24 protein-coding genes are annotated in these 21,208 nt (G+C 74.0%); 4 read left to right on the forward strand and 20 right to left on the reverse strand.

Going from position 1 to position 21,208, the window contains the following annotated elements; all coding sequences use genetic code 11:
- Window positions 1–90: 90 nt before the first annotated feature.
- The 11 genes from ACFYNS_RS14265 to ACFYNS_RS14315 all read right to left on the reverse strand — a co-directional run bounded on the left by ACFYNS_RS14265 (window position 91) and on the right by ACFYNS_RS14315 (window position 9,327).
- A complete protein-coding gene (locus ACFYNS_RS14265) occupies window positions 91–1,440 on the reverse strand; it encodes an acetyl-CoA carboxylase biotin carboxylase subunit (protein WP_360295504.1) in 1,350 nt (449 codons plus the stop codon).
- Window positions 1,437–1,991, reverse strand: a complete 555-nt coding sequence (locus tag ACFYNS_RS14270; RefSeq protein ID WP_360295506.1) for an acetyl-CoA carboxylase biotin carboxyl carrier protein subunit — start codon at window positions 1,989–1,991, stop codon at window positions 1,437–1,439. Before ACFYNS_RS14270 ends, ACFYNS_RS14265 begins: the two co-directional genes overlap by 4 nt.
- 155 nt (window positions 1,992–2,146) lie before the next feature.
- Window positions 2,147–3,838 (reverse strand): acetyl-CoA carboxylase, carboxyltransferase subunit beta, encoded by a 1,692-nt coding sequence (gene accD, locus ACFYNS_RS14275; protein ID WP_388602877.1) that lies wholly within the window; start codon window positions 3,836–3,838, stop codon window positions 2,147–2,149.
- Between the two features lie 34 nt (window positions 3,839–3,872).
- Window positions 3,873–4,184, reverse strand: a complete 312-nt coding sequence (locus tag ACFYNS_RS14280; RefSeq protein ID WP_019358445.1) for an antibiotic biosynthesis monooxygenase — start codon at window positions 4,182–4,184, stop codon at window positions 3,873–3,875.
- Window positions 4,174–4,518 carry an antibiotic biosynthesis monooxygenase family protein gene (locus tag ACFYNS_RS14285; RefSeq protein ID WP_360295512.1) on the reverse strand — a complete coding sequence of 115 codons (345 nt, stop codon included), beginning with the start codon at window positions 4,516–4,518 and terminating at the stop codon, window positions 4,174–4,176. The genes ACFYNS_RS14280 and ACFYNS_RS14285 overlap by 11 nt, the downstream gene beginning before the upstream one ends.
- Entirely contained in the window at window positions 4,518–5,270 is a 753-nt protein-coding gene (locus ACFYNS_RS14290; protein ID WP_388602881.1) for an SDR family NAD(P)-dependent oxidoreductase, read from the reverse strand. The genes ACFYNS_RS14285 and ACFYNS_RS14290 overlap by 1 nt, the downstream gene beginning before the upstream one ends.
- Window positions 5,271–5,304: 34 nt before the next feature.
- A complete protein-coding gene (locus ACFYNS_RS14295; RefSeq protein WP_360295517.1) occupies window positions 5,305–5,766 on the reverse strand; it encodes an anthrone oxygenase family protein in 462 nt (153 codons plus the stop codon).
- Window positions 5,763–6,275: an SRPBCC family protein gene (locus tag ACFYNS_RS14300; RefSeq protein ID WP_360295520.1), complete on the reverse strand. Its 513-nt coding sequence runs from the start codon at window positions 6,273–6,275 to the stop codon at window positions 5,763–5,765. The genes ACFYNS_RS14295 and ACFYNS_RS14300 overlap by 4 nt, the downstream gene beginning before the upstream one ends.
- Before the next feature lie 12 nt (window positions 6,276–6,287).
- On the reverse strand, window positions 6,288–7,592 hold the full coding sequence (locus ACFYNS_RS14305) for a ketosynthase chain-length factor (RefSeq protein ID WP_360295522.1): 1,305 nt from the start codon (window positions 7,590–7,592) through the stop codon (window positions 6,288–6,290).
- The gene (locus ACFYNS_RS14310; RefSeq protein WP_360295524.1) at window positions 7,589–8,896 is read right to left on the reverse strand and encodes a beta-ketoacyl-[acyl-carrier-protein] synthase family protein; all 1,308 of its coding nucleotides are present in this window, start codon (window positions 8,894–8,896) and stop codon (window positions 7,589–7,591) included. Before ACFYNS_RS14310 ends, ACFYNS_RS14305 begins: the two co-directional genes overlap by 4 nt.
- Complete coding sequence (locus tag ACFYNS_RS14315) at window positions 8,893–9,327, reverse strand: cupin domain-containing protein (protein WP_074998191.1); 435 nt, start codon at window positions 9,325–9,327, stop codon at window positions 8,893–8,895. The genes ACFYNS_RS14310 and ACFYNS_RS14315 overlap by 4 nt, the downstream gene beginning before the upstream one ends.
- A gap of 285 nt (window positions 9,328–9,612) precedes the next feature.
- On the opposite strand from ACFYNS_RS14315, the gene ACFYNS_RS14320 reads away from it, so the two are divergent.
- Entirely contained in the window at window positions 9,613–9,990 is a 378-nt protein-coding gene (locus ACFYNS_RS14320) for a SchA/CurD-like domain-containing protein (protein WP_388602887.1), read from the forward strand.
- Between the two features lie 58 nt (window positions 9,991–10,048).
- Complete coding sequence (locus ACFYNS_RS14325; RefSeq protein ID WP_360295528.1) at window positions 10,049–11,497, forward strand: multicopper oxidase domain-containing protein; 1,449 nt, start codon at window positions 10,049–10,051, stop codon at window positions 11,495–11,497.
- 181 nt (window positions 11,498–11,678) lie between these two features.
- Here the strand turns inward: ACFYNS_RS14325 and ACFYNS_RS14330 are convergent, their stop codons facing one another.
- The 6 genes from ACFYNS_RS14330 to ACFYNS_RS14355 all read right to left on the reverse strand — a co-directional run bounded on the left by ACFYNS_RS14330 (window position 11,679) and on the right by ACFYNS_RS14355 (window position 15,317).
- Window positions 11,679–12,140: an anthrone oxygenase family protein gene (locus ACFYNS_RS14330; protein ID WP_360293951.1), complete on the reverse strand. Its 462-nt coding sequence runs from the start codon at window positions 12,138–12,140 to the stop codon at window positions 11,679–11,681.
- A gap of 4 nt (window positions 12,141–12,144) precedes the next feature.
- Window positions 12,145–12,525, reverse strand: a complete 381-nt coding sequence (locus ACFYNS_RS14335; protein ID WP_360293948.1) for a SchA/CurD-like domain-containing protein — start codon at window positions 12,523–12,525, stop codon at window positions 12,145–12,147.
- Complete coding sequence (locus ACFYNS_RS14340; RefSeq protein ID WP_360293946.1) at window positions 12,525–13,301, reverse strand: SDR family oxidoreductase; 777 nt, start codon at window positions 13,299–13,301, stop codon at window positions 12,525–12,527. Before ACFYNS_RS14340 ends, ACFYNS_RS14335 begins: the two co-directional genes overlap by 1 nt.
- Complete coding sequence (locus tag ACFYNS_RS14345) at window positions 13,298–13,558, reverse strand: acyl carrier protein (RefSeq protein ID WP_019358458.1); 261 nt, start codon at window positions 13,556–13,558, stop codon at window positions 13,298–13,300. Before ACFYNS_RS14345 ends, ACFYNS_RS14340 begins: the two co-directional genes overlap by 4 nt.
- A complete protein-coding gene (locus ACFYNS_RS14350; protein ID WP_388602893.1) occupies window positions 13,555–13,893 on the reverse strand; it encodes a TcmI family type II polyketide cyclase in 339 nt (112 codons plus the stop codon). The genes ACFYNS_RS14345 and ACFYNS_RS14350 overlap by 4 nt, the downstream gene beginning before the upstream one ends.
- A 170-nt stretch (window positions 13,894–14,063) precedes the next feature.
- Window positions 14,064–15,317, reverse strand: coding sequence for an aldehyde dehydrogenase family protein (locus tag ACFYNS_RS14355; RefSeq protein WP_360293942.1), 1,254 nt, complete (start codon window positions 15,315–15,317; stop codon window positions 14,064–14,066).
- 224 nt (window positions 15,318–15,541) lie between these two features.
- On the opposite strand from ACFYNS_RS14355, the gene ACFYNS_RS14360 reads away from it, so the two are divergent.
- Both ACFYNS_RS14360 and ACFYNS_RS14365 read left to right on the forward strand, forming a co-directional pair.
- A complete protein-coding gene (locus ACFYNS_RS14360) occupies window positions 15,542–17,005 on the forward strand; it encodes a DUF6002 family protein (protein WP_360293939.1) in 1,464 nt (487 codons plus the stop codon).
- Window positions 17,002–18,282 carry a hypothetical protein gene (locus tag ACFYNS_RS14365; RefSeq protein WP_360293936.1) on the forward strand — a complete coding sequence of 427 codons (1,281 nt, stop codon included), beginning with the start codon at window positions 17,002–17,004 and terminating at the stop codon, window positions 18,280–18,282. The genes ACFYNS_RS14360 and ACFYNS_RS14365 overlap by 4 nt, the downstream gene beginning before the upstream one ends.
- Window positions 18,283–18,287: 5 nt before the next feature.
- Here ACFYNS_RS14365 and ACFYNS_RS14370 read toward each other — a convergent pair whose 3' ends face one another.
- The 3 genes from ACFYNS_RS14370 to ACFYNS_RS14380 form a co-directional block, all read right to left on the reverse strand.
- A complete protein-coding gene (locus ACFYNS_RS14370; protein ID WP_360293933.1) occupies window positions 18,288–19,142 on the reverse strand; it encodes an AfsR/SARP family transcriptional regulator in 855 nt (284 codons plus the stop codon).
- 39 nt (window positions 19,143–19,181) lie between these two features.
- On the reverse strand, window positions 19,182–20,015 hold the full coding sequence (locus tag ACFYNS_RS14375) for a thioesterase domain-containing protein (RefSeq protein ID WP_360293930.1): 834 nt from the start codon (window positions 20,013–20,015) through the stop codon (window positions 19,182–19,184).
- Window positions 20,016–20,127: 112 nt separating this feature from the next.
- Window positions 20,128–20,985 (reverse strand): AfsR/SARP family transcriptional regulator, encoded by an 858-nt coding sequence (locus ACFYNS_RS14380; protein ID WP_360293927.1) that lies wholly within the window; start codon window positions 20,983–20,985, stop codon window positions 20,128–20,130.
- Window positions 20,986–21,208 lie beyond the last annotated feature (223 nt).

The following is a 21,208-nucleotide window of genomic DNA, read 5'->3' on the forward strand; positions in this document are numbered from 1 at the left end:
CGGCCGGAACACGCCGGAGCCCCGGCCCCCCGTCGGGGCGGGGGGCCGGGGCTCGCTGCGTGCGCGGTCAGCCGCGCGCGGCGCGGCGCCTCATGTGCGGGTGTCCAGGAAGGAGGTGATGTGCCGGCCCGCCCGGAAGACCGGGTCGGCGACGATCTCGCGCAGCAGCGGGATGGTCGTGTGCACCCCCGGCCCGGCGATCCGGAACTCGGCCAGCGCCCGGTCCATCCGATCCAGCGCCTCGTCGCGCTCGGGTGCCCAGCAGACGACCTTCGCCAGCAGCGAGTCGTACTGCGGTGGCACCTTCCAGCCGGCCCGGCCGTGGGTGTCCACCCGCACGAACGGGCCGCCCGGCGGGACGAACTCCGCCAGGGTGCCGGGCGCCGGCGCGAAGTCCCGTTCCGGGTCCTCCGCGTTGACCCGGCACTCGACCGCGACGCCGCGCGGCACCAGGTCCTCCTGGGACATCCGCAGCGCCTCCCCGGAGGCGACCCGGATCTGCTCGGCGACCAGGTCGACCCCGTACACCGCCTCGGTGACCGGATGCTCCACCTGGATACGGCAGTTCATCTCCATGAAGGAGAAGCCCTCGTCGTGCACCAGGAACTCGAAGGTCCCGGCACCCGTGTAGCCGATGGCCCGGGCCCCGCGCACCGCGGCACGCGCCATGGCCGAGCGCAACTGCGGGTGCAGGCCCGGACCGGGACTCTCCTCGACCAGCTTCTGGTGCCGCCGCTGCACCGAGCAGTCCCGCTCGCCCAGGTGCAGCACGGTGCCGTGCCCGTCGGCGAGCACCTGCACCTCGATATGGCGGGCGCTGTCGCAGTACCGCTCCATGTAGACCCGGTTGTCGCCGAAGACGGCCTGCGCGGTCGCCCGCGTCTGCCGGTAGGCGGGCAGCAGGTCGGAGGCGCCGCGCACCACGGTCATCCCCCGCCCGCCGCCCCCGGCCGCGGCCTTGATGATGAGCGGATAGCCGATCCGGGACGCCAGGTCGGACGCCTCGGCGGCGCTGTCGACGGTGCCGGGGCTGCCGGGCAGCACCGGCAGCCCCGCGTCCGTCATCAGAGACCGGGCGACGGCCTTGTCGCCCAGCCTGGCCAGCACCTCGGGGCGCGGCCCGATGAAGGTCAGCCCGTTCTCCGCGCAGATCTCCGCGAAGTCCGGGTCCTCGGAGAGGAATCCGTACCCCGGGTGCACCGCGTCGGCGCCGGTGCGCAGCGCCGCCTCGACCACGGCGGGCGCCGAGAGGTACGACTTGCGGGGCGCCCCGGGCCCGATCTGCACCGCGGCGTCCGCCGCGTGCACATGGCTGCTGTCCCGGTCGGCCGTCGAGTGCACGGCCACGGTGCGGATGCCCAGCTCGCGGCAGGTCCGCATGACACGGATCGCGATCTCGCCCCGGTTGGCCACCAGGACGGTGCCGAATCCCACCGTCACACCCCCTCGTCCGAGCCGTCGGCGGGGGTGTCGTCGGGGTCGATCAGCACCAGCGGCTCGCCGTACTCGACGGGCTCGCCGTCCCCGACCAGTACCTCCACCACCCGGCCGCGCCGGGTGGCCGCCAGCGGGTTCATCAGCTTCATCGCCTCGATGATGCCGAGCTGCTGGCCCTCCTCCACATGGTCGCCCGGCTGGACGAAGGCGGGCGCGCCGGGCGCGGGAGCGGCGTAGAAGGTGCCGACGAGCGGCGCGCACTCCCGGTGCCCCTCCAGGACCTCTTCCCCGGCGCCCCCCGCGGCGCCGGGGTCGCCGTGCGGACCGAGCACGGCCTGCGCCGCCGCGGGGGCCCGCTCGTTGTCCCACTCGACCTCGACGCTGGCGGCACCGAGCGCGATCCGCACCCGGCGGGGTTTGTCGGGCCCTACGCGGACCACTTCGGCGATGCTCCGGCAGATGTCGGTCAGGGCCAGGCCGCTGTTGTCGTAGTCCAGGCCGGCGAGCGCATCGTCGGTCTGGGCGCGCGGACTGTCCTGGGTGAGTTCACTCATGAGTGCCTCTCGGTAGTACGTTGCCTTGCGACCTGTGTGCGCCGCGATGGGACCGGGCCACGGCGGCGGCGGGTGGAGGGTGCCGCCCGGCCAGGGCCCGAGGGCGCCGTCCCGGCCGTCGTGCCCGGCGTGTTCGAGTGGCCCGCCGGACACCGCTAGCCGTCCGCGAGGCCGAAGGAGCGGAAGCGGCGCCGCCGCGCGGGCACCGGGTCGGCCGTCCCCTCGGCGTCCGGCGCGGTCCGCAGCTCGCGCAGCGCCGCGACGACGGCGCGCCGCACGGCGTCGCTCAGCGCCGCGGTGTCCGTGTGACCGCCGCCCTCGGGTTCGGGTATCACCCCGTCCACCACGCCGAGCCGCAGCAGCGAGGCCGCGTCCAGCGCCAACTCGTCGGCGGCGACGGCGGCCTCCGCGGCGTTCTTCCAGAGGATGGCCGCGCAGCCTTCCGGACTGATCACCGAATAGGTCGCGTTGGCGCAGATCAGCACCCGGTCGGCGACGCCCAGCGCGAGCGCCCCACCGCTGCCGCCCTCCCCGGTGACCACGGCGACGACGGGCACCGGCAACGACCCCATCAGCCGCAGGTTCTCGGCGATGGCGCCGGACTGGCCCCTCTCCTCGGCGGTCAGCCCCGGGTAGGCGCCCGGGGTGTCGATCAGGGTGACGACGGGCAGGTCCAGCTTGGCCGCCAGCCGCATCAGCCGCCCCGCCTTGCGGTAGCCGGCGGGCGAGGGCATGCCGAAGTTGCGGCCGACCAGCTCGGCGGTGTTGTGGCCCTTCTGGTGCCCCACGACCATCACCGGCAAGCCGTCCAGGCAGCCGATCCCGCCGACGATCGCCGGGCACTCCTCGCCCGCCCGGTCGCCGTGCAGTTCGACGAAGCCGTCCAGCCAGAAGCCGATGTGCTCCAGCGCGGTGGGCCGCCCGGACTCCCGGGCGAGCTGGACGCAGTCCCAGGCGGGCAGCTGGTCCAGCAACTGGCTGTCGCGGACCACCGGATCCTGCTCGCCGCTCCCCCATGCCGCCGCCGGGCGGTCGGTGACGGTCAGCAGCCGGGCGAGCCGGGCGCGCAGTTCGCCCCGCTCCCACACGTCGTCCACCAGCCCGTGCTCGCGCAGGAACTCGGCGGTCTGGAACCCGTCGGGCAACTGCTGGCGGATGGTCTGCTCGATGACGCGCGGCCCGGCGAACCCCATCCGGGCGCCGGGCTCGGCGACCACCACGTCCGAGAGCGTGGCGAAGGACGCGGCGACCCCGCCGTAGGTCGGGTCGGTGACCAGGGTGACGGTCAGCAGCCCGGCCTCGTCCAACTGGGACAGCGCGTTGCTGGTCTTGGCCATCTGCATCAGGGACAGCGCTCCCTCCTGCATACGGGCTCCGCCGGACGCGGTGACCAGCAGCAGCGGGGTGCGGTCCCGCAGCGCGTGCTCGGCGGCGGTGGTGACCGCCTCGCCAGCCGCGACGCCCAGGCTGCCGCCGAAGAAGCGGAAGTCCATGACGGCGGCGGTCAGCGGGCGCCCCTCGATCCTGCCCCGCACCGCCAGGACCGCGTCCTGTTGGCCCGTGCGGTGGCGGGTCTGCTGGAGCCGTTCGGCGTAGGGGCGCTGATCCACGAAGTCGAGGGGATTGTGCTGGGTCGCGGGGACGTCGAGGTGCTGGACGCTGCCCTCGTCGAAGAGCTGCGCTATCCGCGCGGGCGCGTCCAGGCGGGCGTGCGCTCCGCACTCGGGGCACACGTGCAGCAGCCGCTTGTACCGCTTTCCATAGACGAGGGAGCGGCAGTTGGTGCACGAGACCCAGGAAGGCTGTTCCGTCGGCGGCGCGCCGGTGGGCGCGGTGGAAGTTGTCATGGGTGTCCCTTGCGTTCGCGGCGGCGCGCGGCGGTCAGTAGGTGGCTTCTACCTCGTAGATGCCGAACGGGACCTGCAGGCGGGTGTCCCGGTAGGGGCGCAGCGGCGCCGTGTCGTCCTTGTGCCCGGCGCCCTCCTCCCAGGCCCGGAAGGCCGCCGTGTCCGACCAGCGGCTGACGACGACGAGCGCGGTCGGGTCGGCGGGGGAGCGCAGCAGCTCGTTGCCGAGCATCCCGGGCACTTCCGCCATCCGCTTGCTGACCCGGTGGTACGCGGCGCGCACCGCGGCCAGCTGCTCGTCGTCGTAGGCCGCCTGGTACACCAGTACGCGGACCTCAGTGGGCATCCGTGCCCGCCTTGCCCGGTACGTGGGCGACGACGGTCATCGTGTTGAAGGAGCCCTGGGAGCGGAAGGGGTGCAGCCGCTCGCGGTGGGCGAGATGCGCGTCGCTGGTCTCGAACTCGCGGAACCCGGGCTCGTCCACCCAGTCGCTGACGATGTAGTAGGTGGACTCCTCGTCGGCCGACTTGGAGAGCCACTGGCCCAGGCAGGCGGGGTGGCCGGTGACGGCCTCGGTGCTGCCCCGCCACGTCTTCTCGAAGTCGGCCTCCATACCGGGGTTGATCTGCATCCGCAGCAGCACCCGGAACTGTCCCTCGGTCCTGGTTTCCGTGCTCATCAGGAAATCCCTCCGTCCACGCCGATGGTGGCGCCGGTCACGTAGCAGGAGAGGTCGCTGGCCAGCCAGAGGATGGCGCCGGCGACCTCGTCGGGGGTGCCGAGCCGGCCCAGCGCAGTCTTGGCGCTGTACCGCTCGATCATGAGCTTCTGCTGTTCCTCGGGCATCTTGTGCAGGTTCTCGGTCTCGATGACGCCGAGTGCGACGACGTTGAAGCGGATGCCCTTGCTGCCGAACTCCTTGGCCAGCGAGCGGTTCAGGCCGACCAGGGCGGCCTTGGTCGCGGTGTAGTGGGACCGCAGCGGGATGCCCGCCTCGACGGCCTTGGAGCCGATGCTGACCACCGAGGCGCCCTCGTCCAGCAGCGGCAGTGCGGCCTGGATGACCAGGTGGACGCCGGTGAGGTTGGTGTCGACGATGCGCCGCCACTCGTCCAACGGCAGTTCGGTGTAGGGGATGTGGCTGATGGCGCCGGCGTTGTTGACCACCAGGTCGAGGCGGCCCCAGCGGGTGCGGGCCTCGTCGATCAGGGCGCCGACGCTGTCGGGGTCGGAGACGTCGGCGCAGACCACGTGGTGGTCGCCGTCGGTCTCCTTGAGCGCGGCCTCCAGCGAGGCCACGGCCTCGCTCTCGTTCCGGTAGCAGGTCAGCACGTCGGCGCCGGCCTCGGCCAGGGCGAGCGCGACGCCCCGCCCCACTCCCCTGGTGCCTCCGGTGACCAGGGCCTTCTTGCCCTTGAGGCCGAGATCCATGGGTTCCTCCTTGAACGGTTCGGACGGTGGGATGTCACAGCAGCAGCGTGAGCGCGGCGCAGTTGGCGACCAGGGCGAGGACGGTCAGCGCGCTGCGGCGCTGGTTCCAGGCGCCCCAGCGCCACCGCGGATCCCGCTCGGCGAAGTCGGCGGGCAGGTTGTCCGGGTCGAGCGAGCGCACCCATCGGTTGACGGGGACGTTCTTGGTGAGCGAGATGACGACGGTGGCGGCCGCCAGTACGGCGGCCGCCGCGAACAGGCCGCGGGCCGCCGCGTGCGGACTGGCCGCCAGCAGCCAGCCGTCCCCGGCGAGGGTGCCGAGCAGGCAGATCGGCATGGCCGGGTCGTAGCGGGTGGCGAAGAAGGCGTGCGCGTGCACGTACCGGTCGGCGGGCAGCGCCGCCAGCAGCGGCCAGCCGCCGAGCTGGGTACCGAACAGCACGCCGGCGGCCAGCCCGTTGAGCAGGACGACGAGCGGTGCGAGGTAGGCGATCACTTCCGCTCCGCCGCTGCCTTCGCTCCGGGCGCCTTCGCCGCTGCCGCCGCTTCTGCCGCCTTTTCGACTTTCCCCTTGATGAGGTTCATCTGCACCGGGGTGTTGCGGTTGAGGCGCTCGGTCATGCCCTCGTCGGTGACGGGAGCGGCGTCCTTCATGTGGAAGTCCTGCACCCAGCGCATCCGCACGGCGTCGCCCTCGGGCAGGTACTCCCAGTAGATGTTCATGTACTCGAAGGGCCCGGTCTCCACCCGGTGGGCCCGCACCTGGCGCGCCGCGGGGTCGACGACCCGCTTGGAGACCCAGCTCCAGACGTTGCCGTTCTCGTCGGGGTGCATGGTGAGCCGGAAGAGGTACTCCCGGCCTTCGTCCACGTCCTTCTCCTCCAGCACCTCGACAGCCGCGTACTCGCTGTAGAGCTGCGTCCAGGACCTGAGGTCGTTCGTCATGTCCCAGACCAGGTCCATGGGCGCGTCGATGACGATGCTGTTGTCGGTGTGGCCCGCCATGGCGGTCCCTCCTCACTTCTCGTTGTCTCCCGGCACGTCCTGCTGCGGGTGGCCCAGCACGAGCGCCGCGTTGAAGCCGCCGTGGCCGCGCGCGACGACCAGCGCGGTGCGCAGTCCGGCCCGGCGGGGCTCGCCGAGCACCAGGTCGATCTCGTATCCGGACGCGGGCGCCGCCGGGCCCGCGGTGTGCGGGACGACCTGGTCGCGCAGCGCCAGCAGCGCGGTGGCGGCGTCCAGTGCCGCGCCACCGCCGTAGAGCCGTCCGGTCAGCGTCTTGGGCGCGGTCACCGGCACCCCGCGCGGTCCGAACACCTCGGCCAGCGCCGCGGCTTCGGCACGGTCGGCCTCCGGGACACCGAGCGCGTCGGCGAAGACCACGTCCACCGCGGCCGCGTCCAGTCCGGCGTCCGCGAGTGCGGAGCGCACGGTGCGGGCCAGCACCGGTCCGCGGTCGGAGCCCGGCGGCGGGTCGAACGCGGCGGCGTAGCCGAGCACCCGGCCGTAGCCGGGTCCGGCGCCGCGGGCCTCGGCCGCGTCGGCATCCTCGACGACGAGCAGCGCTCCGCCCTCGCCGGGCAGGTATCCCGACGCTTCGGCGTCGAAGGGCAGATAGGCACGCGCCGGGTCCTGCACGGTGGACAGCTGCCCGGTGGTCAGCTGCGCGGTCAGCCCGTAGGGGCAGAGCGAGGCGTCGGTGCCGCCCGTCATCACCAGCTTGGCGCCGGTGCGGATCAGCCGCCGGGCCTGGCCGATCGCGTCCAGCCCGCCGGCCTGTTCGCAGCACAGCACCCCGCAGGGTCCGCGCAGCCCGTGCCGGATGGAGATCTGGCCGGTGGTGGCCGCGTAGAACCAGGCGATGGACTGATAGGCGCCCACCCAGTCGGGGGCGTGCTGGTAGAGGTTCTCCATCTCGTGCTGGCCGAACTCGGTGCCGCCCGAGGAGCTGGAGGTGACCACGGCCATCTCGTACTCGGGCAGTTCGGCGGGGACGACCCCGGCGTCGGCGATGGCGGCCTCCGCGGCGGCCAGTCCCAGATGGGTCCAGCGGTCGGTCTGCGAGATGAGCCGGCTGGGGACCCGTTCCTTGGCCACGAACCCGGGCACCTGGCCGGCCAGCTTCACCGGGTAGGGCGCCGGGTCGAACAGGGTGATCCGGTCGATGGCGGAGCGGCCGGCCAGCACCGCGCTCCAGTGCTCCTCGGTGCCGATGCCGGTGGGCGCCAGGACGCCGAGGCCGGTGACCACGGGGGCGCGGACCGGGGTGGTGACGCCGGTCGCGGAGACCGGCGCCTGGCTGGTGGCGGTCGGAGGTGTCATGCCGCTCTCCCCTCCCCCCGGTGGTCGACGACTCCGGGCCGGGCGAGCACGGTGGCGCTCTGGAAGCCGCCGAACCCGCTGCCGACGCTGAGCACCACGTCCATCGGGTGCTCGCGTGCGGTCCGCGGGACGTAGTCCAGGTCGCATTCGGGGTCGGGGTGGTGCAGGTTGGCAGTGGGCGGTACGACCTGCCGGTCGAGCGCCAGCGCGCAGGCCGCCACCTCGATCGAGCCGATGGCGCCCAGCGAGTGGCCCACCATGGACTTGATGGAGCTGACCGGGATCCGGTAGGCGTGCTCCCCGAGGCTGCGTTTGAAGGCGGCCGTCTCGTGCCGGTCGTTCTGCTTGGTGCCGGAGCCGTGCGCGTTGATGTAGTCGACGGCGGTCGGGTCGAGCCGGGCCCGGTCCAGGCAGACCCGGATGGCCTCGGCCATCTCGCGTCCGTTGGCCTTCAGCCCGGTCATGTGGAAGGCGTTGCTGCGGCCCGCGTAGCCGACGATCTCCCCGTAGACGCGCGCCCCGCGCGCCTCGGCCGCCGACTTCTCCTCCAGGACGAGCACGGCGGCGCCCTCGCCCAGGACGAAGCCGTCCCGCTGGGCGTCGAAGGGGCGGGAGGCGTGCTCGGGGTCGTCGTTGTTGGGCGAGGTGGCCTTGATGGCGTCGAAGCAGGCCGAGGTGATCGGGGAGAGCGGCGCGTCCGTCGCCCCGGCCAGCACCACGTCGGAGCTGCCCTCCTCGATGAGCTGCACGCCGTGTCCGATGGAGTCCAGGCCCGAGGTGCAGCCGGTGGAGATCAGTGCGACCGGCCCCTCGGCGGCGACCTCCCAGGCCACCTCCACGGCGAGGGTGGAGGGCACCATGTAGCCGTACAGGTGCGGCATCCCGTAGGTGTGGTCGACCAGCCAGTGCTTCCCGGCGTCGCTGAGCAGGACGTACTCCTCCTCCAGGCCCATGGTGCAGCCCACGGCGCTGCCGATGCTCACCCCGGTGCGGGCCGGGTCGGCGGCGGCGAAGTCGTATCCGCTGTCCTCGACGGCCTCCCGGGCGCTGACGACGGCGAACTGGGCGGCCCGGTCCATCCGTCGGATCTGCCGCGCGTCCAGCCCGGCGGCCACCGGGTCGAAGTCGGCCTCGGCCGCCATCCGGGAGCGGAAGCCGGCGGGGTCGAACAAGGAGATCCGGCGGGTGGCGGTGCGGCCGTCGGACAGCAGCTTCCAGAACGCCTCCCGACCCACCCCGCCGGGCGCGACCACCCCGACCCCGGTGACCACCGCACGGCGGCCGGCGGCTGCCCCGGTGGTCACGAGGCACCGCCGACCGACGGGTTGGGCTGCTGGGGCCGGGCCACCTGCTCGGTGTCCACGTGTCCCAGGTCGGGGCGGGGCGCCAGCGGCGAGAGGTGGAAGGCGGCGTGCGCGCTCTCGGTGCCGGTGTTCACCAGCCGGTGGCGCACCCCGATGGGCACCAGCAGCGAGTCGCCCGGCCCGAGCTGCACGACCTGCCCGTCCATCGTCATCTCCAGCCGCCCGGTGACGACGTGCAGGAACTCCTCGGAGTAGGGGTGGTAGTGCTCGGTGACGTGCTCGCCCGGCGCCAGGTTCAGCACCCCGCCGAATCCGCTGGTGCATCCCGTGGTCTTCGGGCTGAGCGTGGTCCTGATGTCGCCGCCGCGCCGGGTGTTGGCCTCGACGTCGTCGGCGTGCACCCGGACGGTGCGCGTGATCTCGGTGGTCACTGACCCCGCCTCCTCATCGGCTGTCATGGGCTGGCGCTCCGCCGGGCGGCCGGTGTCTCGCCCCCGGCGTCCCGCGGGCCGCAGCGCGGTGCACCGTCGCAGCCGGGCCTAGACGGCTGCTCGAACCGGCGTCGACGCGGCGGAGCCGTGCGGGGACGCAGCGGCAAAGCCGCGCGCGGGTGCCGCCGGGGTGCGAGGGGCCCTCGAGCCACCGGCGAGCGCGGTGCGGCGAGATGGCGCCCGCGGGGGGGACCCCCCGCGTCCGCGACCTGCGAGGAGCAGCCCATGCCGTTCGCCGCCATCACCTACGACATCAAGGCGGGCCACGAGAAGGAGATCTCGGAGATCTTCGGCAACTTCCGGCGGGTGAACTCACCCGTCGTGCGGGACGGTGCGGGCGGCGAGACCGCGCGCATCCTGTCCACCGCGGTCTTCATCCGGGACGCCACGATGGTGCGGGTCATCGAGTACGAGGGCGACCTGGACGCCGTCGCCCGCCACATGGCCACCCAGCCCGGGGTGCGGGAGGTGGAGGAGAAGCTGGCCCCCTACCTGTCCCGGCCCCGGAGGACCGACACCGTCGAGGGGTTCGTCGCCACGTTCCGCCGCTCCCTGCTGACCTGCATGGCGCAGATGTCGGTCCGGGACCTCCCCGCCGCCTGACCCGGCCGCCCGGGACCCCCTTCGACCCGTATTCGACGTACAACGGGAGGAACTCTCCGTGCCCACACGCAGAAACCTGCTCCGGGCCGCCACCGCGGCCGGGGTGGCGGCGGCCGCACCGGGCGGTCTCGCCGCCGGGGCGCACGCGGCGGCCCCGCGCCTTCGCGGCCGGACGGCCGGAAAGGCCCCTTCGGCCGGGGCGCCGTTCACCGTGCCGCTGGACGTGCAGCGGCCGATCCGGCCGATCCGGCTGGCGGGCCACGACTTCTACCGGCTCACGACCCGGGAGGCGGACGTCGGTCTGCTGCCCGGCACCACGACCCGGATCCGCTCCTTCAACGGCCGGATCAGCCCGCTGATCATGGCCGAGCAGGGCAGGCCCGTGCTCGTCGAGCAGGTCAACCGGATGGACGTGCCCTTCTCGATGCACCTGCACGGCGGGCACACCCCGCAGCGCTACGACGGGCACCCCATGTACCAGCTCGAACCCGGCGAGCGGCGGCTCTTCCGCTACCCGAACGAGCAGGACGCGGCGACGCTGTGGCTGCACGACCACTCGCACGAGCAGCACGCCGAGAACATCTACCGCGGGCTGGCGGCCACCTACCTCCTCACCGACGAGTTCGAGCGGCGCCTCCCGCTGCCCAAGGGGCGCTACGACGTGGCGTTGCAGCTGCGCGACGCGCAGTTCGCGGACGACGGCGCGCTGGTGTGGGACCTGCACGGCTTCGGGGAGCGGCACACGGTGCTGGTCAACGGGCGGCCCCGGCCCTACTTCGAGGTGGCGGCACGCAAGTACCGGCTGCGGCTGGTCAACACCTCCAACGAGCGGGTGTTCAGCCTCCAGTTGGGCGAGGGCGAGGAGTTCACCCACATCGGGACCGACGGGGGGCTGCTCCCCGCGCCCGTCCCCACCCGGATGCTGCAGCTGTGGCCCGGTGAACGGCAGGAGATCGTCGTCGACTTCGCCCGCTACGGAGTGGGCCGCCGGCTGGTGCTCGGCAACGCGCACCCCTACGAGGGCGAGGCGCCGGAGGTGATGCGGTTCGACGTGGTCCGCCGGGCGAGCGACCCCAGCGAGGTGCCCGGGACCCTGCGACCGGTGCCGGACCTGGGCACCTCCGCGGTCGAACGGGAGTTCACCATGGCGTTCGACCCGAGGACGGGCCAACACCTGATCAACGGCAAGCCGTTCGACATGCACCGGGTGGACATCCGGCCCCGGCTCGGTGTCGCCGAGACCTGGAAGATCGTCAACGGCGACGGTGAGCTGGGCATCCCGCACTCGATGCATCCCCACCTGGACGGGTTCCGGATCCTGGACCGGAACGGGAAGCCGCCCGCGGCCGGCGAGGCCGGGCTGAAGGACGTGGTGGCGGTGCCCGCGGGCGAGTCGGTACGGATCCAGGTGCGCTTCACCGAGCACACGGGGCTGTACATGTACCACTGCCACATGCTCAGCCACGCGCAGATGGGCATGATGGGCCAGATGGAGATCGTCCGCTGACGGCACTCCCGGGGGAACCTCCCGGCCCCGGCATCCGCGATACGCCCGCAGCGCCCCGGACCGAGGTCCGGGGCGCTGCGGGTTTCCGGTGCCGGACACGGACCCGGCGCTGGGCCACCGGGCGGGCCGCGACCCAGGACGCGGGAGGCCGCGGCCCGGCGGGCCGGGCCGCGGCCGAGGGTCACAGCGCCGTCACCGCCACCGCGTTCAGCAGCAGCGCCGCCACCGCCAGAGCGGTGCGCAGCAGATGCCAGCGGCGCCACAGCGGCCGCGGGTCCTCCCAGTCCGCGGGCAGCACCCGCGGGTCGTCCACCGCCTTGACCCGGCGGTTGATGGGGACGTTGCACAGGTGGGAGACGGCGGAGACGCCCAGCAGCAGGACCGCGGCGGCGGCGAACAGCCCCCGGGCCGCGCCGTCGTCGGCGATCAGGGCCAGCGCGACGGCGAGCCCCGTGGAGGTGAGGACGACGATCGGCATCGTCGGGTCCCAGTTGCGGCCCAGCAGTTTGTGGGCGTGCACGTAGGTGCCGGTCTCCATGGCGAACAGCGCCGGAAGGACGCTGAGCGCCACGGCGAAGAGGACCCCCGCCGTGACGCCGCTGCCGAGGAGAACGGCCACTCCGAGGACAGCGTCCACCCTCATCGGGTCAGCTCCCGGCGGGGTGCGTGTCCACCGTCAGCTGTGCGACGGACCGCATCGTGGCGTCGCGGAAGTAGGCCGCGAACGCCTCGGGAGAGGACGTCTCGCGCCGCTCGGCGAGGTAGGGCTGGAGCTTCTCCTCCAGGACGTGGACGCCTTTCTGCCGGGCCATGTGGGCGCCGACGGCGGCGAAGTCGCCCTCGTAGTGGATGACGCGCACCATCACGTCGTCCTTGATGAAGACGCCGGTGCCCAGCAGCCGTCCGGCCGCCTCGCCGTCGTCGCCGGCCAGGTCGGGCGTGTCGACGCGCTTGAAGTGGGCGAAGATCTCCGCGATCTCGTCCTCGTACCCGGGCTTGACCCGGTAGGTGATCGCCGCGTAGGGCATCAGATTCCTCCATCGACTGTGAGCGTGGCACCGGTGACGTAGCGGGCGGTGTCCCCCGCGAGGTAGAGGACCGCGCCGGCCACGTCCGCCGCGGTGCCCAGCCGGCCCAGTGCCGTCATTCCGGCGAGGCGCTCGACGAGTTGCGGGGGCAGCCCCGCGCCCGGCTCGTCCTCGGTCGCGGTGACGCCGGGCGCGACGGTGTTGACCCGGATCCCCCGGTCGCCGACCTCCTTGCTCAGCGCCCGGCCGAAGCCCACCAGCGCCGCCTTGGAGGCGGAGTAGTGGGTGCCCAGCGGGCGCCCGCGCAGCGCCACCGAGGCGCCGACGTTGACGATCGAGGCGCCGTCGGCCAGCAGGTCGTGCACCGCCCGGGTGACCAGGTAGGCGGAGGTGACGTTGGAGTCCATCAGCCGGTGCCACTCGGCCTCGTCCAGGTCGGCGAACTTGCTGTGGCCGTCGACGCCGACGTTGTTGACGAGCACGTCCAGGCCGCCCAGCTGCGTGCGGCACTCCTCGGCGAGCCGGGCGGCGTCCTGCCCGTCGGTGACGTCGGCGGCCACCAGGTGGTGTCCGTCGCCGCGGGCCGCCAGCGCGGCCGTCAGGCTGTGCGCGTCGTCACCGGTGGTGCGGTGGGCGACGACGGTCCGGGCGCCCGCCTCGGCGAACGCCAGAGCCGTGGTCCGGCCGATGCCCCGGGTGCCGCCGGTGACCAGGACCCGTTTGCCGGCCAGCCCCGGCCCCGGCAGCACACCGGTGGCCGTACCGGCGGCGCTCATACCGCATCGGGCAGGTTGGCATTGATCATCTTGAGCAGCAGCCGCGGTGTCTCGGCCTCCACCACGGCGTCGTCGGACAGTTCGACGCCGTACTCGCGCTTGATGACGCCGGTCACCTGGAGCAGCGCGAGCGAGTCGTAGCCCAGTTCGAGGAACGGGGTGTCCAGCACCGCCTCGTCGGAGACGTCCGCGTCCTCGGCCTCGCCCGCGCACTCCAGCAGCTTCTCGGCCAGCTCACGCTGGGTGAACTCGCTCACTGGATCCTCCCTCCGTCTTTCGTCCACACGTAGAACGGGTTCGCCATCGCGTCCTTGGGTTCCTTCCAGTCCGGGTCGTAGGGCGACACGCACTGCGCGAGGCGGGTGTTGATGTCGTCGTAGAGAGGGTGACTGCGGGCGCGGTAGAGGTTGGGGGTGATGTCGTCGTCCGCCTCCACGAGGTGGAAGTACAGGTCGTGGAAGCTGAAGAGCGTCCGCCGCGCGACCCCCACCATGTGGGGCAGCTCGGTCCCGTCCGACTCCTCGAAGATGCTGGCGATGGAGTCGGCCCTGCCCGGCTCCATCCGCGCCACTATGAGCGTCCGGTGTGCCACCGTCGGCCTCCTTGGGGAAGGTGTGGAGCAGCCCGTCCCGGTCGGTCGGCGGGCCTGGCGGGCAGCGTGCCAGCGGCCTCTGGAGCCCCGCTCAATCCCACCGCGACCCCGGTGCGCCGCCCGCCCCCTCGCTTTCCACGTCCCGCGCTGCCGGGGCCGGTCCGGCGCGGTCAGCGCAGCGGACCGGTGGTCACCGTGTTCCGCAGGGCCGCCTCCTGGGAGAGCAGCAGCGGCCTGCCGACCATCCGGCCCTCCCGACGGACACCGCTGGCGTGGGCGCCGTATCCGCCGCAGGGCAGATTGCCGTCCTCGGCGTCGAAGGGGGTGGCGTCGTGCAGCACGACGGCCGTGCCCAGCGTCCGCCCGGTCAGCCGCGGCTCGCCGAGGACCGCCGCGTACATCCCGCGCTCCAGCTCCAGGGGGTGCCGGGCCCAGCAGCGCAGCATCTCCGGGTCCTCGTAGGGGACGACGCAGAAGAGCGGACCGGAGAGAGCGGGCGGATGGAAGCCGGGGTCCTCGTCGAAGACCAGCAGGGAGGGCTCGACCTGCATCCGCTCCGGGTCCGCCCCGCCCCCGGCCACCACCCGGTCGGCGTGCTCGGTCAGGAAGCGGGCCGCGCCCTCCACGGCCTCCCCGTAGGTGAGGGCGGTGAGCACGGCGTCGGGCCAGCCACGGGCACCCACCGTCAGCACGGACAGTTCGGCGCGCAACCGGTCGACCAGCGCGTCCAGCCGCAGCCGGTGGACGAACAGCACGTCGGGGCAGAGCCGGTGCTGACCGGAGTTGTAGAGCCGGGCGCGCAGCACCGCCCGGCAGGCGGCGTCCGGTTCGGCCCGGGGGCCGACGACCAGCGGGTTGGGCGCGGGCCCGGACAGCAGGAAGAGCGGGCCGTCGCCGATCTCGGTCATCAGCTTGCCGGCCGCCGAGGCGGAGCCGGTGAAGACGACGGCGTCGGACTCCGCGCAGACGGGCGTGAAGTCGCGCTGCGCGGCGTCGGTGAACCGTATCCGCGCGGCCAGCGCGGGGTCGAGGCCGCGGCTGACGGTCCGGTGCACCTCCAGGGCCGTCTCCCGGATCCGGGGCGTGGGCCGGACGACGACCTCGTCGCAGTAGAGCGCGGGCACCAGGCAGTGGCGGACGTAGGAGTAGAGCGCCGTGTCCTGCGGAAGCACGACGGAGACCCGGGTCAGCTGCGGCACTCCGGTGCGGGCCAGCTCCCAGGGCGCCCCCGCCACCGCGCGCAGCGAGCGCAGCAGTTCGTCGCGGGCACTGGCGCAGGTGGCGAGCCGGGTCAGGGCCGCCAGCAGCTCGGCGCGGCCGTCCAGCAGCGCGGCAGCCGCGCCGGTGGCCCTCTCGTGCGCCGCCTCGAGATCGGGCCACGGGCGGGTGACGGATTCCAGCACGGGCATGGAGGGCTGGGTCATGGAGGACTCCTCGGACACGGGCGGGTCCGCTCCCACCGGCTGCTTCAACCGGCGCTCGACCCCGCCGGGTTACCTTTCCCTGCGGCTCACCGCCGCATTTCCGAGGAATCACCGATTTCGTGTATGTCAGCTCTGTGACGGTGATTTCAGCGTAGGGGGGACGGAGGCGGGGTGTCGAGAGGGCCGCCTCGGACCGGGCGGCCGGACCAGGAGGGGACCCGTCCATGACGCTGACCGCCCGCACCGGACCCGCCGCCCGCACCCGGCCCGCGGAACCACCGGGGGAGACCGCGCCCTGGGAGGGGCGACCGCTGACCGACCACTGGGACGCCGTCCGCGCCCTGGTGCGCTCCGCGCACCGGCGGCGGGCCGGACCGGGCCCCGGCGACGGGCGGGACCCGGCCGGCTTCGTGCCGTACGCCGAACTCCCGGCCCTCGACGGACCGCTGCGCGGCTATCTGGCGGCGGCCGGGACGCGGGTCACCCGGCTGCCCGACCACCGGGGCGTCCGCTGGCAGTTGTTCGACCACTGCGCCGCCTCCGAGGGCCGCACGGCGCAGCCGGACGCGGCGCTGCTGCTCGTCGCGCGGGCCGTGCAGCACGCGCGGCGCACCGGCCGGCGGATCGCCCTGCTGGCGCCCTCGTCCGGCAACCTGGCGAGCACACTGCGCGAGGCGCTGCTGCGCGCCCACCGGTACGGACTGGCCCACCCGGACCAGGTGCGGGTGATCGCGCTGGTGCCCGCCGCCTCCCGGCACAAGGTGGCCGACTCGCCGCTGGCCCGCCACCCGGAGCTGCGGCGGCGCAACCCCCTGGTCGTCCACCACGGTGCGGAGCCGGGCTCGGTGCACGAACTGGCCGCCGCCTACTGCCGGGCGCACGCCCGTGCCCTGCACACCGGGACAGGAACCGCGCTGTGGTACGTCCGCGACCCCGTCGAGCACCGGGCAGCGGCCGCACTGCGCGCGTTCGTGGAGCGGGACGCGCTGGGCGCGGCGCCCGGGGCCGGCCGAGTGCACGCGCAGTCCGCCGACACCGGATCCGCGGTGCTGGGGCACCACGCGGGCAGCGCTGCCCTGACGGCGGACGGCGCCGCGGACGCGGCCGAGCCACGCCCGCTGCTGGTGCAGCAGCCGCGCACCTGCGGTCTGGTGCTCCGGCTGCTGACCGGCTCGTGCTCCCTGGAGGGCGCGCCCCGGTACCGGTACGACGCGGCGCGCCGCCTGTACCACCAGGCGGTGGGCACCCCCGACCCGCACTTCCCCCGCACGGCGCACCACCCCGAGGAGGTCGTGGAACCCGCCTTCTTCACCCGGGCGCCCGGCACGGCACCGGAGGTGAGCGCGCTGCTGCGCGCCCACGGGGGCACCGGGATCGTCGTCTCCCGCTACGAGTGCCTGGCCCGCTATCCGTCCCTGCGCGCCCAGCTGGCCCCGGCCGGTGTCGCACTGCCCGCCGACCCGGCCCGGCTGGCCGACTGGTCGCTGGTGATGGCGCTGACCGGAGCCCTGAACGCGGCAGAGCGCGGCCTGCCGGCCGCTCCGGAGGTGGTGGTGCACCGCACCGCTGCGCACAGCCCGGCGGACCGCGCCCCGGTACCCGGCGCACTGGCCCGGTACGCGGACTCCGCGGACGAACTGCACGCCGTACTGACCGGGGCGCTCGACGACCGCGGGTGGTCGCGATGACGGGCGCCGGGAGCCGTCCCACCACCGGTGGGCCGGGCCGACCCACCGCGGTGCCCGGCGAGGCCGTGCGCGCCCGCCGGGCCGCCGCGGGCCTCCCCGCGCAGGGACCGCTGCCCGCACGGCCGTTCGTGCTGCCGCGGGTCCGCTACGACGAGCTCTTCCGTACCGCGGCGGCGCTGCTGGCGCTGGTGCGCCGGGCGGTGCTGGCGCTCGGACCCACCTGGCCCGAACGGCTCGTCGCACTCGGCGCCGACCCGGCCGACCATCCCCCGCACTCGGGACTGGAGACGGTGGAGACCGACTGCTGTGCCCTGCTGGCCGGTGCCGACTTCCTGGTCGGTGCGGCCGGGCCGCAGCTGCTGGGTCTGGACACCGGCGGGACGCCCGGAAGCCCGCGGGAGACCGGGGTGCTCACCCGCGCGTGGCAGCGCGCCGCGGCCGGGCTGCCGGAGGCGCCGCTGTTCGGGCACGATCCGCGGACGGTACGCGCCGCCGCGCTCGCCGAACTCTGCGCACGGCGGGGACTGCCGCGCACGGTGGCCCTCATCGGTCCCGGATTCCACCCCGACGAGCTGCGCGATCTGCGGGCGCACGGTTTCACCGCCGACCTGCTGCCCCGCCCCGGCCCCCGGGACGGTCCGGGCCGCCGCAGCTACGCGCTGGGGCTGCTCGGCGGCGCGCCCGCGACGGCCGGCGGAGCCGCTGCCCTGCCGAAGGCGCACCGTGCGGGCCTGCTGCTGCCGCGGCCGAGCAGCGGGCTGCTGGCCGACAAGCGGGCCCTCGCGCTGGTCTCCGAAGGACTGCCCTGGATGACCAGGGGCGAGCGGACGCTGGTGGAACGCCGGCTGCCCTGGACCCGGATCACCCTGGCCGGGCGCACCACCTGGCACGGCACCGAACGGGATCTGCCGGGCCTGGTGCTCGCCGAGCCCGAACGGTTCGTGCTCAAGCGGGCGGTCGCGGGAACCGGGCCGGTCGTGGCCGGTCACGCGACGGAGCCGGAGGTCTGGGCGGCGGCGGTGCGGCGCGCCTTCGGCCTCGGCGACAGCGTGGTGCAGGAGTACGTGCCACCGGCGCCCCACCCGGTGGAGCTGAGCGACGGCGCGGCCGTGCGAACCGTGCACGGCGCCGCTGCCGTGCTCAGCCCGCTGCTGTTCGCCGGGCGGCCGGGCGGGTGCCGGGTCAGCTTCCCGGCGCCCGGCGTCCCGGCGTCCGGCGCCGGGCCCTCCCGTCTCCCGGCCGACGCCGTGCTGGCGGGCCGGGAGACGGCCGGCTGACGCCGTCAGCCGCCGCGCAGCGCCCTCAGCGGCCCCCCGCTGCCGCTGAAGGCCGCGTCGCGTGCGGCGCCGGTCAGCTCCAGTTCGACCGAGGAGTCGAGCACGGCGCACTGGAGGCGCTGCAGGTCGGGTGAGGGGTCCAGGCCCAGCTCGCGGGAGAGGACGCCGCGCAGCCGCTGGTAGACCTCCAGTGCGTTGCCGCGTCTGCCCGAGCGGTAGAGCGCGAGCATGAGCTGCGCCTGGACGCCCTCGTGCAGCGGATGCTGGGCGGCGAGCCCGGAGAGTTCGCCCACCAGCTCGTGGTGCCGGCCCAGGCTGAGGTCGACCTCGATGCGCTGGTTGAGGATGCCCAGCCGGGACTCCTCCAGCCGGGTCGCCTCGATCTCCAGCAGCGGACCGCACTGCACGTCCACCAGCGCGGGCCCGCGCCACAGCTCCAGGGCCCGGCGGAAGGAGGCGGAGGCGCCGACGCAGTCGCCGGCCTCCAGCGCCCGGTGTCCCGCACCGGAGAGCCGCTCGAACTCGCAGACGTCGACCATTCCGCCCTGGGTGTCGAGCAGATAGCCGCCGGACTCGGTGATCAGCACGCTCTTGGCGCCGTGCGGCAGATCGGGGTGGTGCCGGTCGCCCAGGGCGGCCGCGATGAGGTTGCGCAGCTGCAGCACATACGTCTGGAGCGTGGTCTGCACGCTGCGCGGCGGGGCCTCCCCCCACAGTTCCTCCACCAGGGAGGCGACGGAGACCACTTGGTCCGGGTAGAGCGCCAGCAGGGCCAGCACCTTTCTCGGTTTGACCGCGGTCGGGACGACGGAGACCCCCGACTGGACGACCCGGCAGGGTCCCAGCACACTGATGTCCATCTCTCGCTCCCTTCGGGTGCGTTCTCGGACTGCTTCGGACTAGGTGGACGGCTCGGACAGTGGTGCGGCGCCCTGCTTCGGGCCGCTGCGGCGCAGTTGTGCCGCCAGCAGCTCGGGCAGCGCGGTGTCGCGTACGAAGAAGTGGCCTCCCGGGACCGGGTGCTGCGCGAACGGGCCGCTCGCCCAGCGGCGCCATTCTGCGACGGCGGTGGCCGGGGCCGCCTCGTCCCGGACACCGGCGAACACGTGCACGGGGCAGTCGAGCGGGGTGTCCCAGTCCGGGTCCGCCGCGCCGCCGAGCGCGCGCAGGCTGGCGGCGAGCCGCAGGTCGTCGCGCATCGTGGAGAGCAGGGTGCGCAGCCAGTCCGGACGCTCGAACATGTACGAGGGCAGCGTGCCGTACCGGTTGAGCGCGGCCAACAGCGCCGTGTCGGGCAGGTCGTGCTGGTCGGTCAGCGGGGTCGGCAGGTGCGGCGGCGGGCAGGCTCCCAGCCCGACCAGCACCGGCGCCGCCCGGCCCGCGCGGCGTACCCGCTGCGCGAAGCGGTAGGCCACCAGCGCGCCGAGGCTGTGCCCGTAGAGCGCGTAGGGCTGGTCCAGCAGCGGACCGAGCTGCGCGTCGAGTTCGTCCAGCAGCACGGGCGCCTCGGTGATGCGCGGCTCACGCAGCCGGGTCTCCCGGCCGGGGAGCCGGACGGGCAGCACGCACACACTCGGGTCGAACCCGCGGCGCCAGCGCGCGAAGGTGAGCGCGCCGGCACCGGCGTGGTGGAAGCAGAACAGTCGCAGTCCGCCGTCGGCGGGCTCCCGCCCCGTGGCGGACGGTGTGCCCGTCGTGCGTGGTTCGGGAGGTGCCGCGAGATACGCGTTCATCCCTCCCCCCTTCCCCCGTCCCGATGACGGGGCCGGTCGTCGAGGGCCAGATCCTCACGACCGGCGCTGGACGACAGCTTGAAGCGGGGTGGAACCGGCCCGGGGAGGGCCCCTACCCCGCGAGGCCCGCTGCCGCGCCTGCCTCGACGCCGCGCCAGGCGGCCAGTGCGTCCTCGCCCCGGAGAATGGCCTGGTGCAGGCGGTCGATCCGGGGCGAGGGCTCCAGGCCCAGCTCCTCGACGAGGGTGGCGCGCAGCCGCCGGAAGGCGACCAGCGCGTCGGAGGAGCGGCCGTCCTGATGGAAAGCGACCATGAGCAGCGCGTGCAGGTTCTCGTAGAGCGGGTAGCGGCCGCGCAGGGCGCACAGCTCGCCCAGCACCTCGCGGTGCCGCCCCAGCCGCAGATCCGCGTCGATCCGCCGCTCCAGCGCGCCCAGCCTGCTCTCCTCCAGCCGGGTGGCCTCGATGGCGAGGTGCTTGCCGTGCGGCAGGTCGGCGAGCGCGGGACCGCGCCACAGTGCGAGTGCCTCGTCCAGCAGCCGCGCGGCCTTGGCCATGTCCCCGGCCTCGTAGGCCGCGTGCCCGTTGCGGGTGAGCTGCGCGAACTGCAGCGCGTCGACGTCGGCGTCGGCGATCTCCAGCTGGTAGCCGCCGTGCCGGGTGACGAGGATGTGCTTGTCGCCGGGCCCGAGCGGGTCGCGCGGCGCGGCGCCGGTCGCGGGCAGGGGGGCCTGGTCGCCGAGCGCCGCACGGAGCCTGCGGCGCAGTTGCAGGATGTAGGTCTGGAGCGTGGTGGGGGCGCTGCGCGGGGGCCCGGCGCCCCAGACCTCCTCCATGAGGTCGGCCACCGGGACGATGTGCCGGCTGCGGAGCGCGAGCAGGGCCAGGATCTGCCGCGGCTTGGCCGCGCTCGGCGCGATCGAGGCGCCGGCCGTCTCGGCGTGCAGAGTTCCCAGTACCCTGATGCGCATCCGAGCCTCCCCGTTGGCGGTTCCCGCTGGTGGTGTCGCTGCTTCGGTCACTGCGTACGGTTGGGAGAATCGCATCCGTACGCGCCGTGCGACAGTGAGTAACTCACGATCTCGGCGCGGATATCCGGCGGAACCGGGCATGAGATTTTCACATGGAGGGTCGTGAAGCCTCCACTGGCCCGAGCCCCGGGGGCCGCTCACACTGCTGTCCTGCGCATCGGAC

Source organism: Streptomyces sp. NPDC006925, from assembly GCF_042869575.1.
Taxonomy (GTDB): domain Bacteria; phylum Actinomycetota; class Actinomycetes; order Streptomycetales; family Streptomycetaceae; genus Streptomyces.

Bases quoted from the DNA above. Each gene is read 5' to 3' on its own strand.
- ACFYNS_RS14270 (WP_360295506.1), bottom strand. From the start codon at position 1,991: ATGAGTGAACTCACCCAGGACAGTCCGCGCGCCCAGACCGACGATGCG.
- accD (WP_388602877.1), bottom strand. From the start codon at position 3,838: ATGACAACTTCCACCGCGCCCACCGGCGCGCCGCCGACGGAACAGCCT.
- ACFYNS_RS14280 (WP_019358445.1), bottom strand. From the start codon at position 4,184: ATGCCCACTGAGGTCCGCGTACTGGTGTACCAGGCGGCCTACGACGAC.
- ACFYNS_RS14285 (WP_360295512.1), bottom strand. From the start codon at position 4,518: ATGAGCACGGAAACCAGGACCGAGGGACAGTTCCGGGTGCTGCTGCGG.
- ACFYNS_RS14290 (WP_388602881.1), bottom strand. From the start codon at position 5,270: ATGGATCTCGGCCTCAAGGGCAAGAAGGCCCTGGTCACCGGAGGCACC.
- ACFYNS_RS14300 (WP_360295520.1), bottom strand. From the start codon at position 6,275: ATGGCGGGCCACACCGACAACAGCATCGTCATCGACGCGCCCATGGAC.
- ACFYNS_RS14305 (WP_360295522.1), bottom strand. From the start codon at position 7,592: ATGACACCTCCGACCGCCACCAGCCAGGCGCCGGTCTCCGCGACCGGC.
- ACFYNS_RS14320 (WP_388602887.1), top strand. From the start codon at position 9,613: ATGCCGTTCGCCGCCATCACCTACGACATCAAGGCGGGCCACGAGAAG.
- ACFYNS_RS14330 (WP_360293951.1), bottom strand. From the start codon at position 12,140: ATGAGGGTGGACGCTGTCCTCGGAGTGGCCGTTCTCCTCGGCAGCGGC.
- ACFYNS_RS14335 (WP_360293948.1), bottom strand. From the start codon at position 12,525: ATGCCCTACGCGGCGATCACCTACCGGGTCAAGCCCGGGTACGAGGAC.
- ACFYNS_RS14340 (WP_360293946.1), bottom strand. From the start codon at position 13,301: ATGAGCGCCGCCGGTACGGCCACCGGTGTGCTGCCGGGGCCGGGGCTG.
- ACFYNS_RS14355 (WP_360293942.1), bottom strand. From the start codon at position 15,317: ATGACCCAGCCCTCCATGCCCGTGCTGGAATCCGTCACCCGCCCGTGG.
- ACFYNS_RS14360 (WP_360293939.1), top strand. From the start codon at position 15,542: ATGACGCTGACCGCCCGCACCGGACCCGCCGCCCGCACCCGGCCCGCG.
- ACFYNS_RS14365 (WP_360293936.1), top strand. From the start codon at position 17,002: ATGACGGGCGCCGGGAGCCGTCCCACCACCGGTGGGCCGGGCCGACCC.
- ACFYNS_RS14370 (WP_360293933.1), bottom strand. From the start codon at position 19,142: ATGGACATCAGTGTGCTGGGACCCTGCCGGGTCGTCCAGTCGGGGGTC.
- ACFYNS_RS14375 (WP_360293930.1), bottom strand. From the start codon at position 20,015: ATGAACGCGTATCTCGCGGCACCTCCCGAACCACGCACGACGGGCACA.
- ACFYNS_RS14380 (WP_360293927.1), bottom strand. From the start codon at position 20,985: ATGCGCATCAGGGTACTGGGAACTCTGCACGCCGAGACGGCCGGCGCC.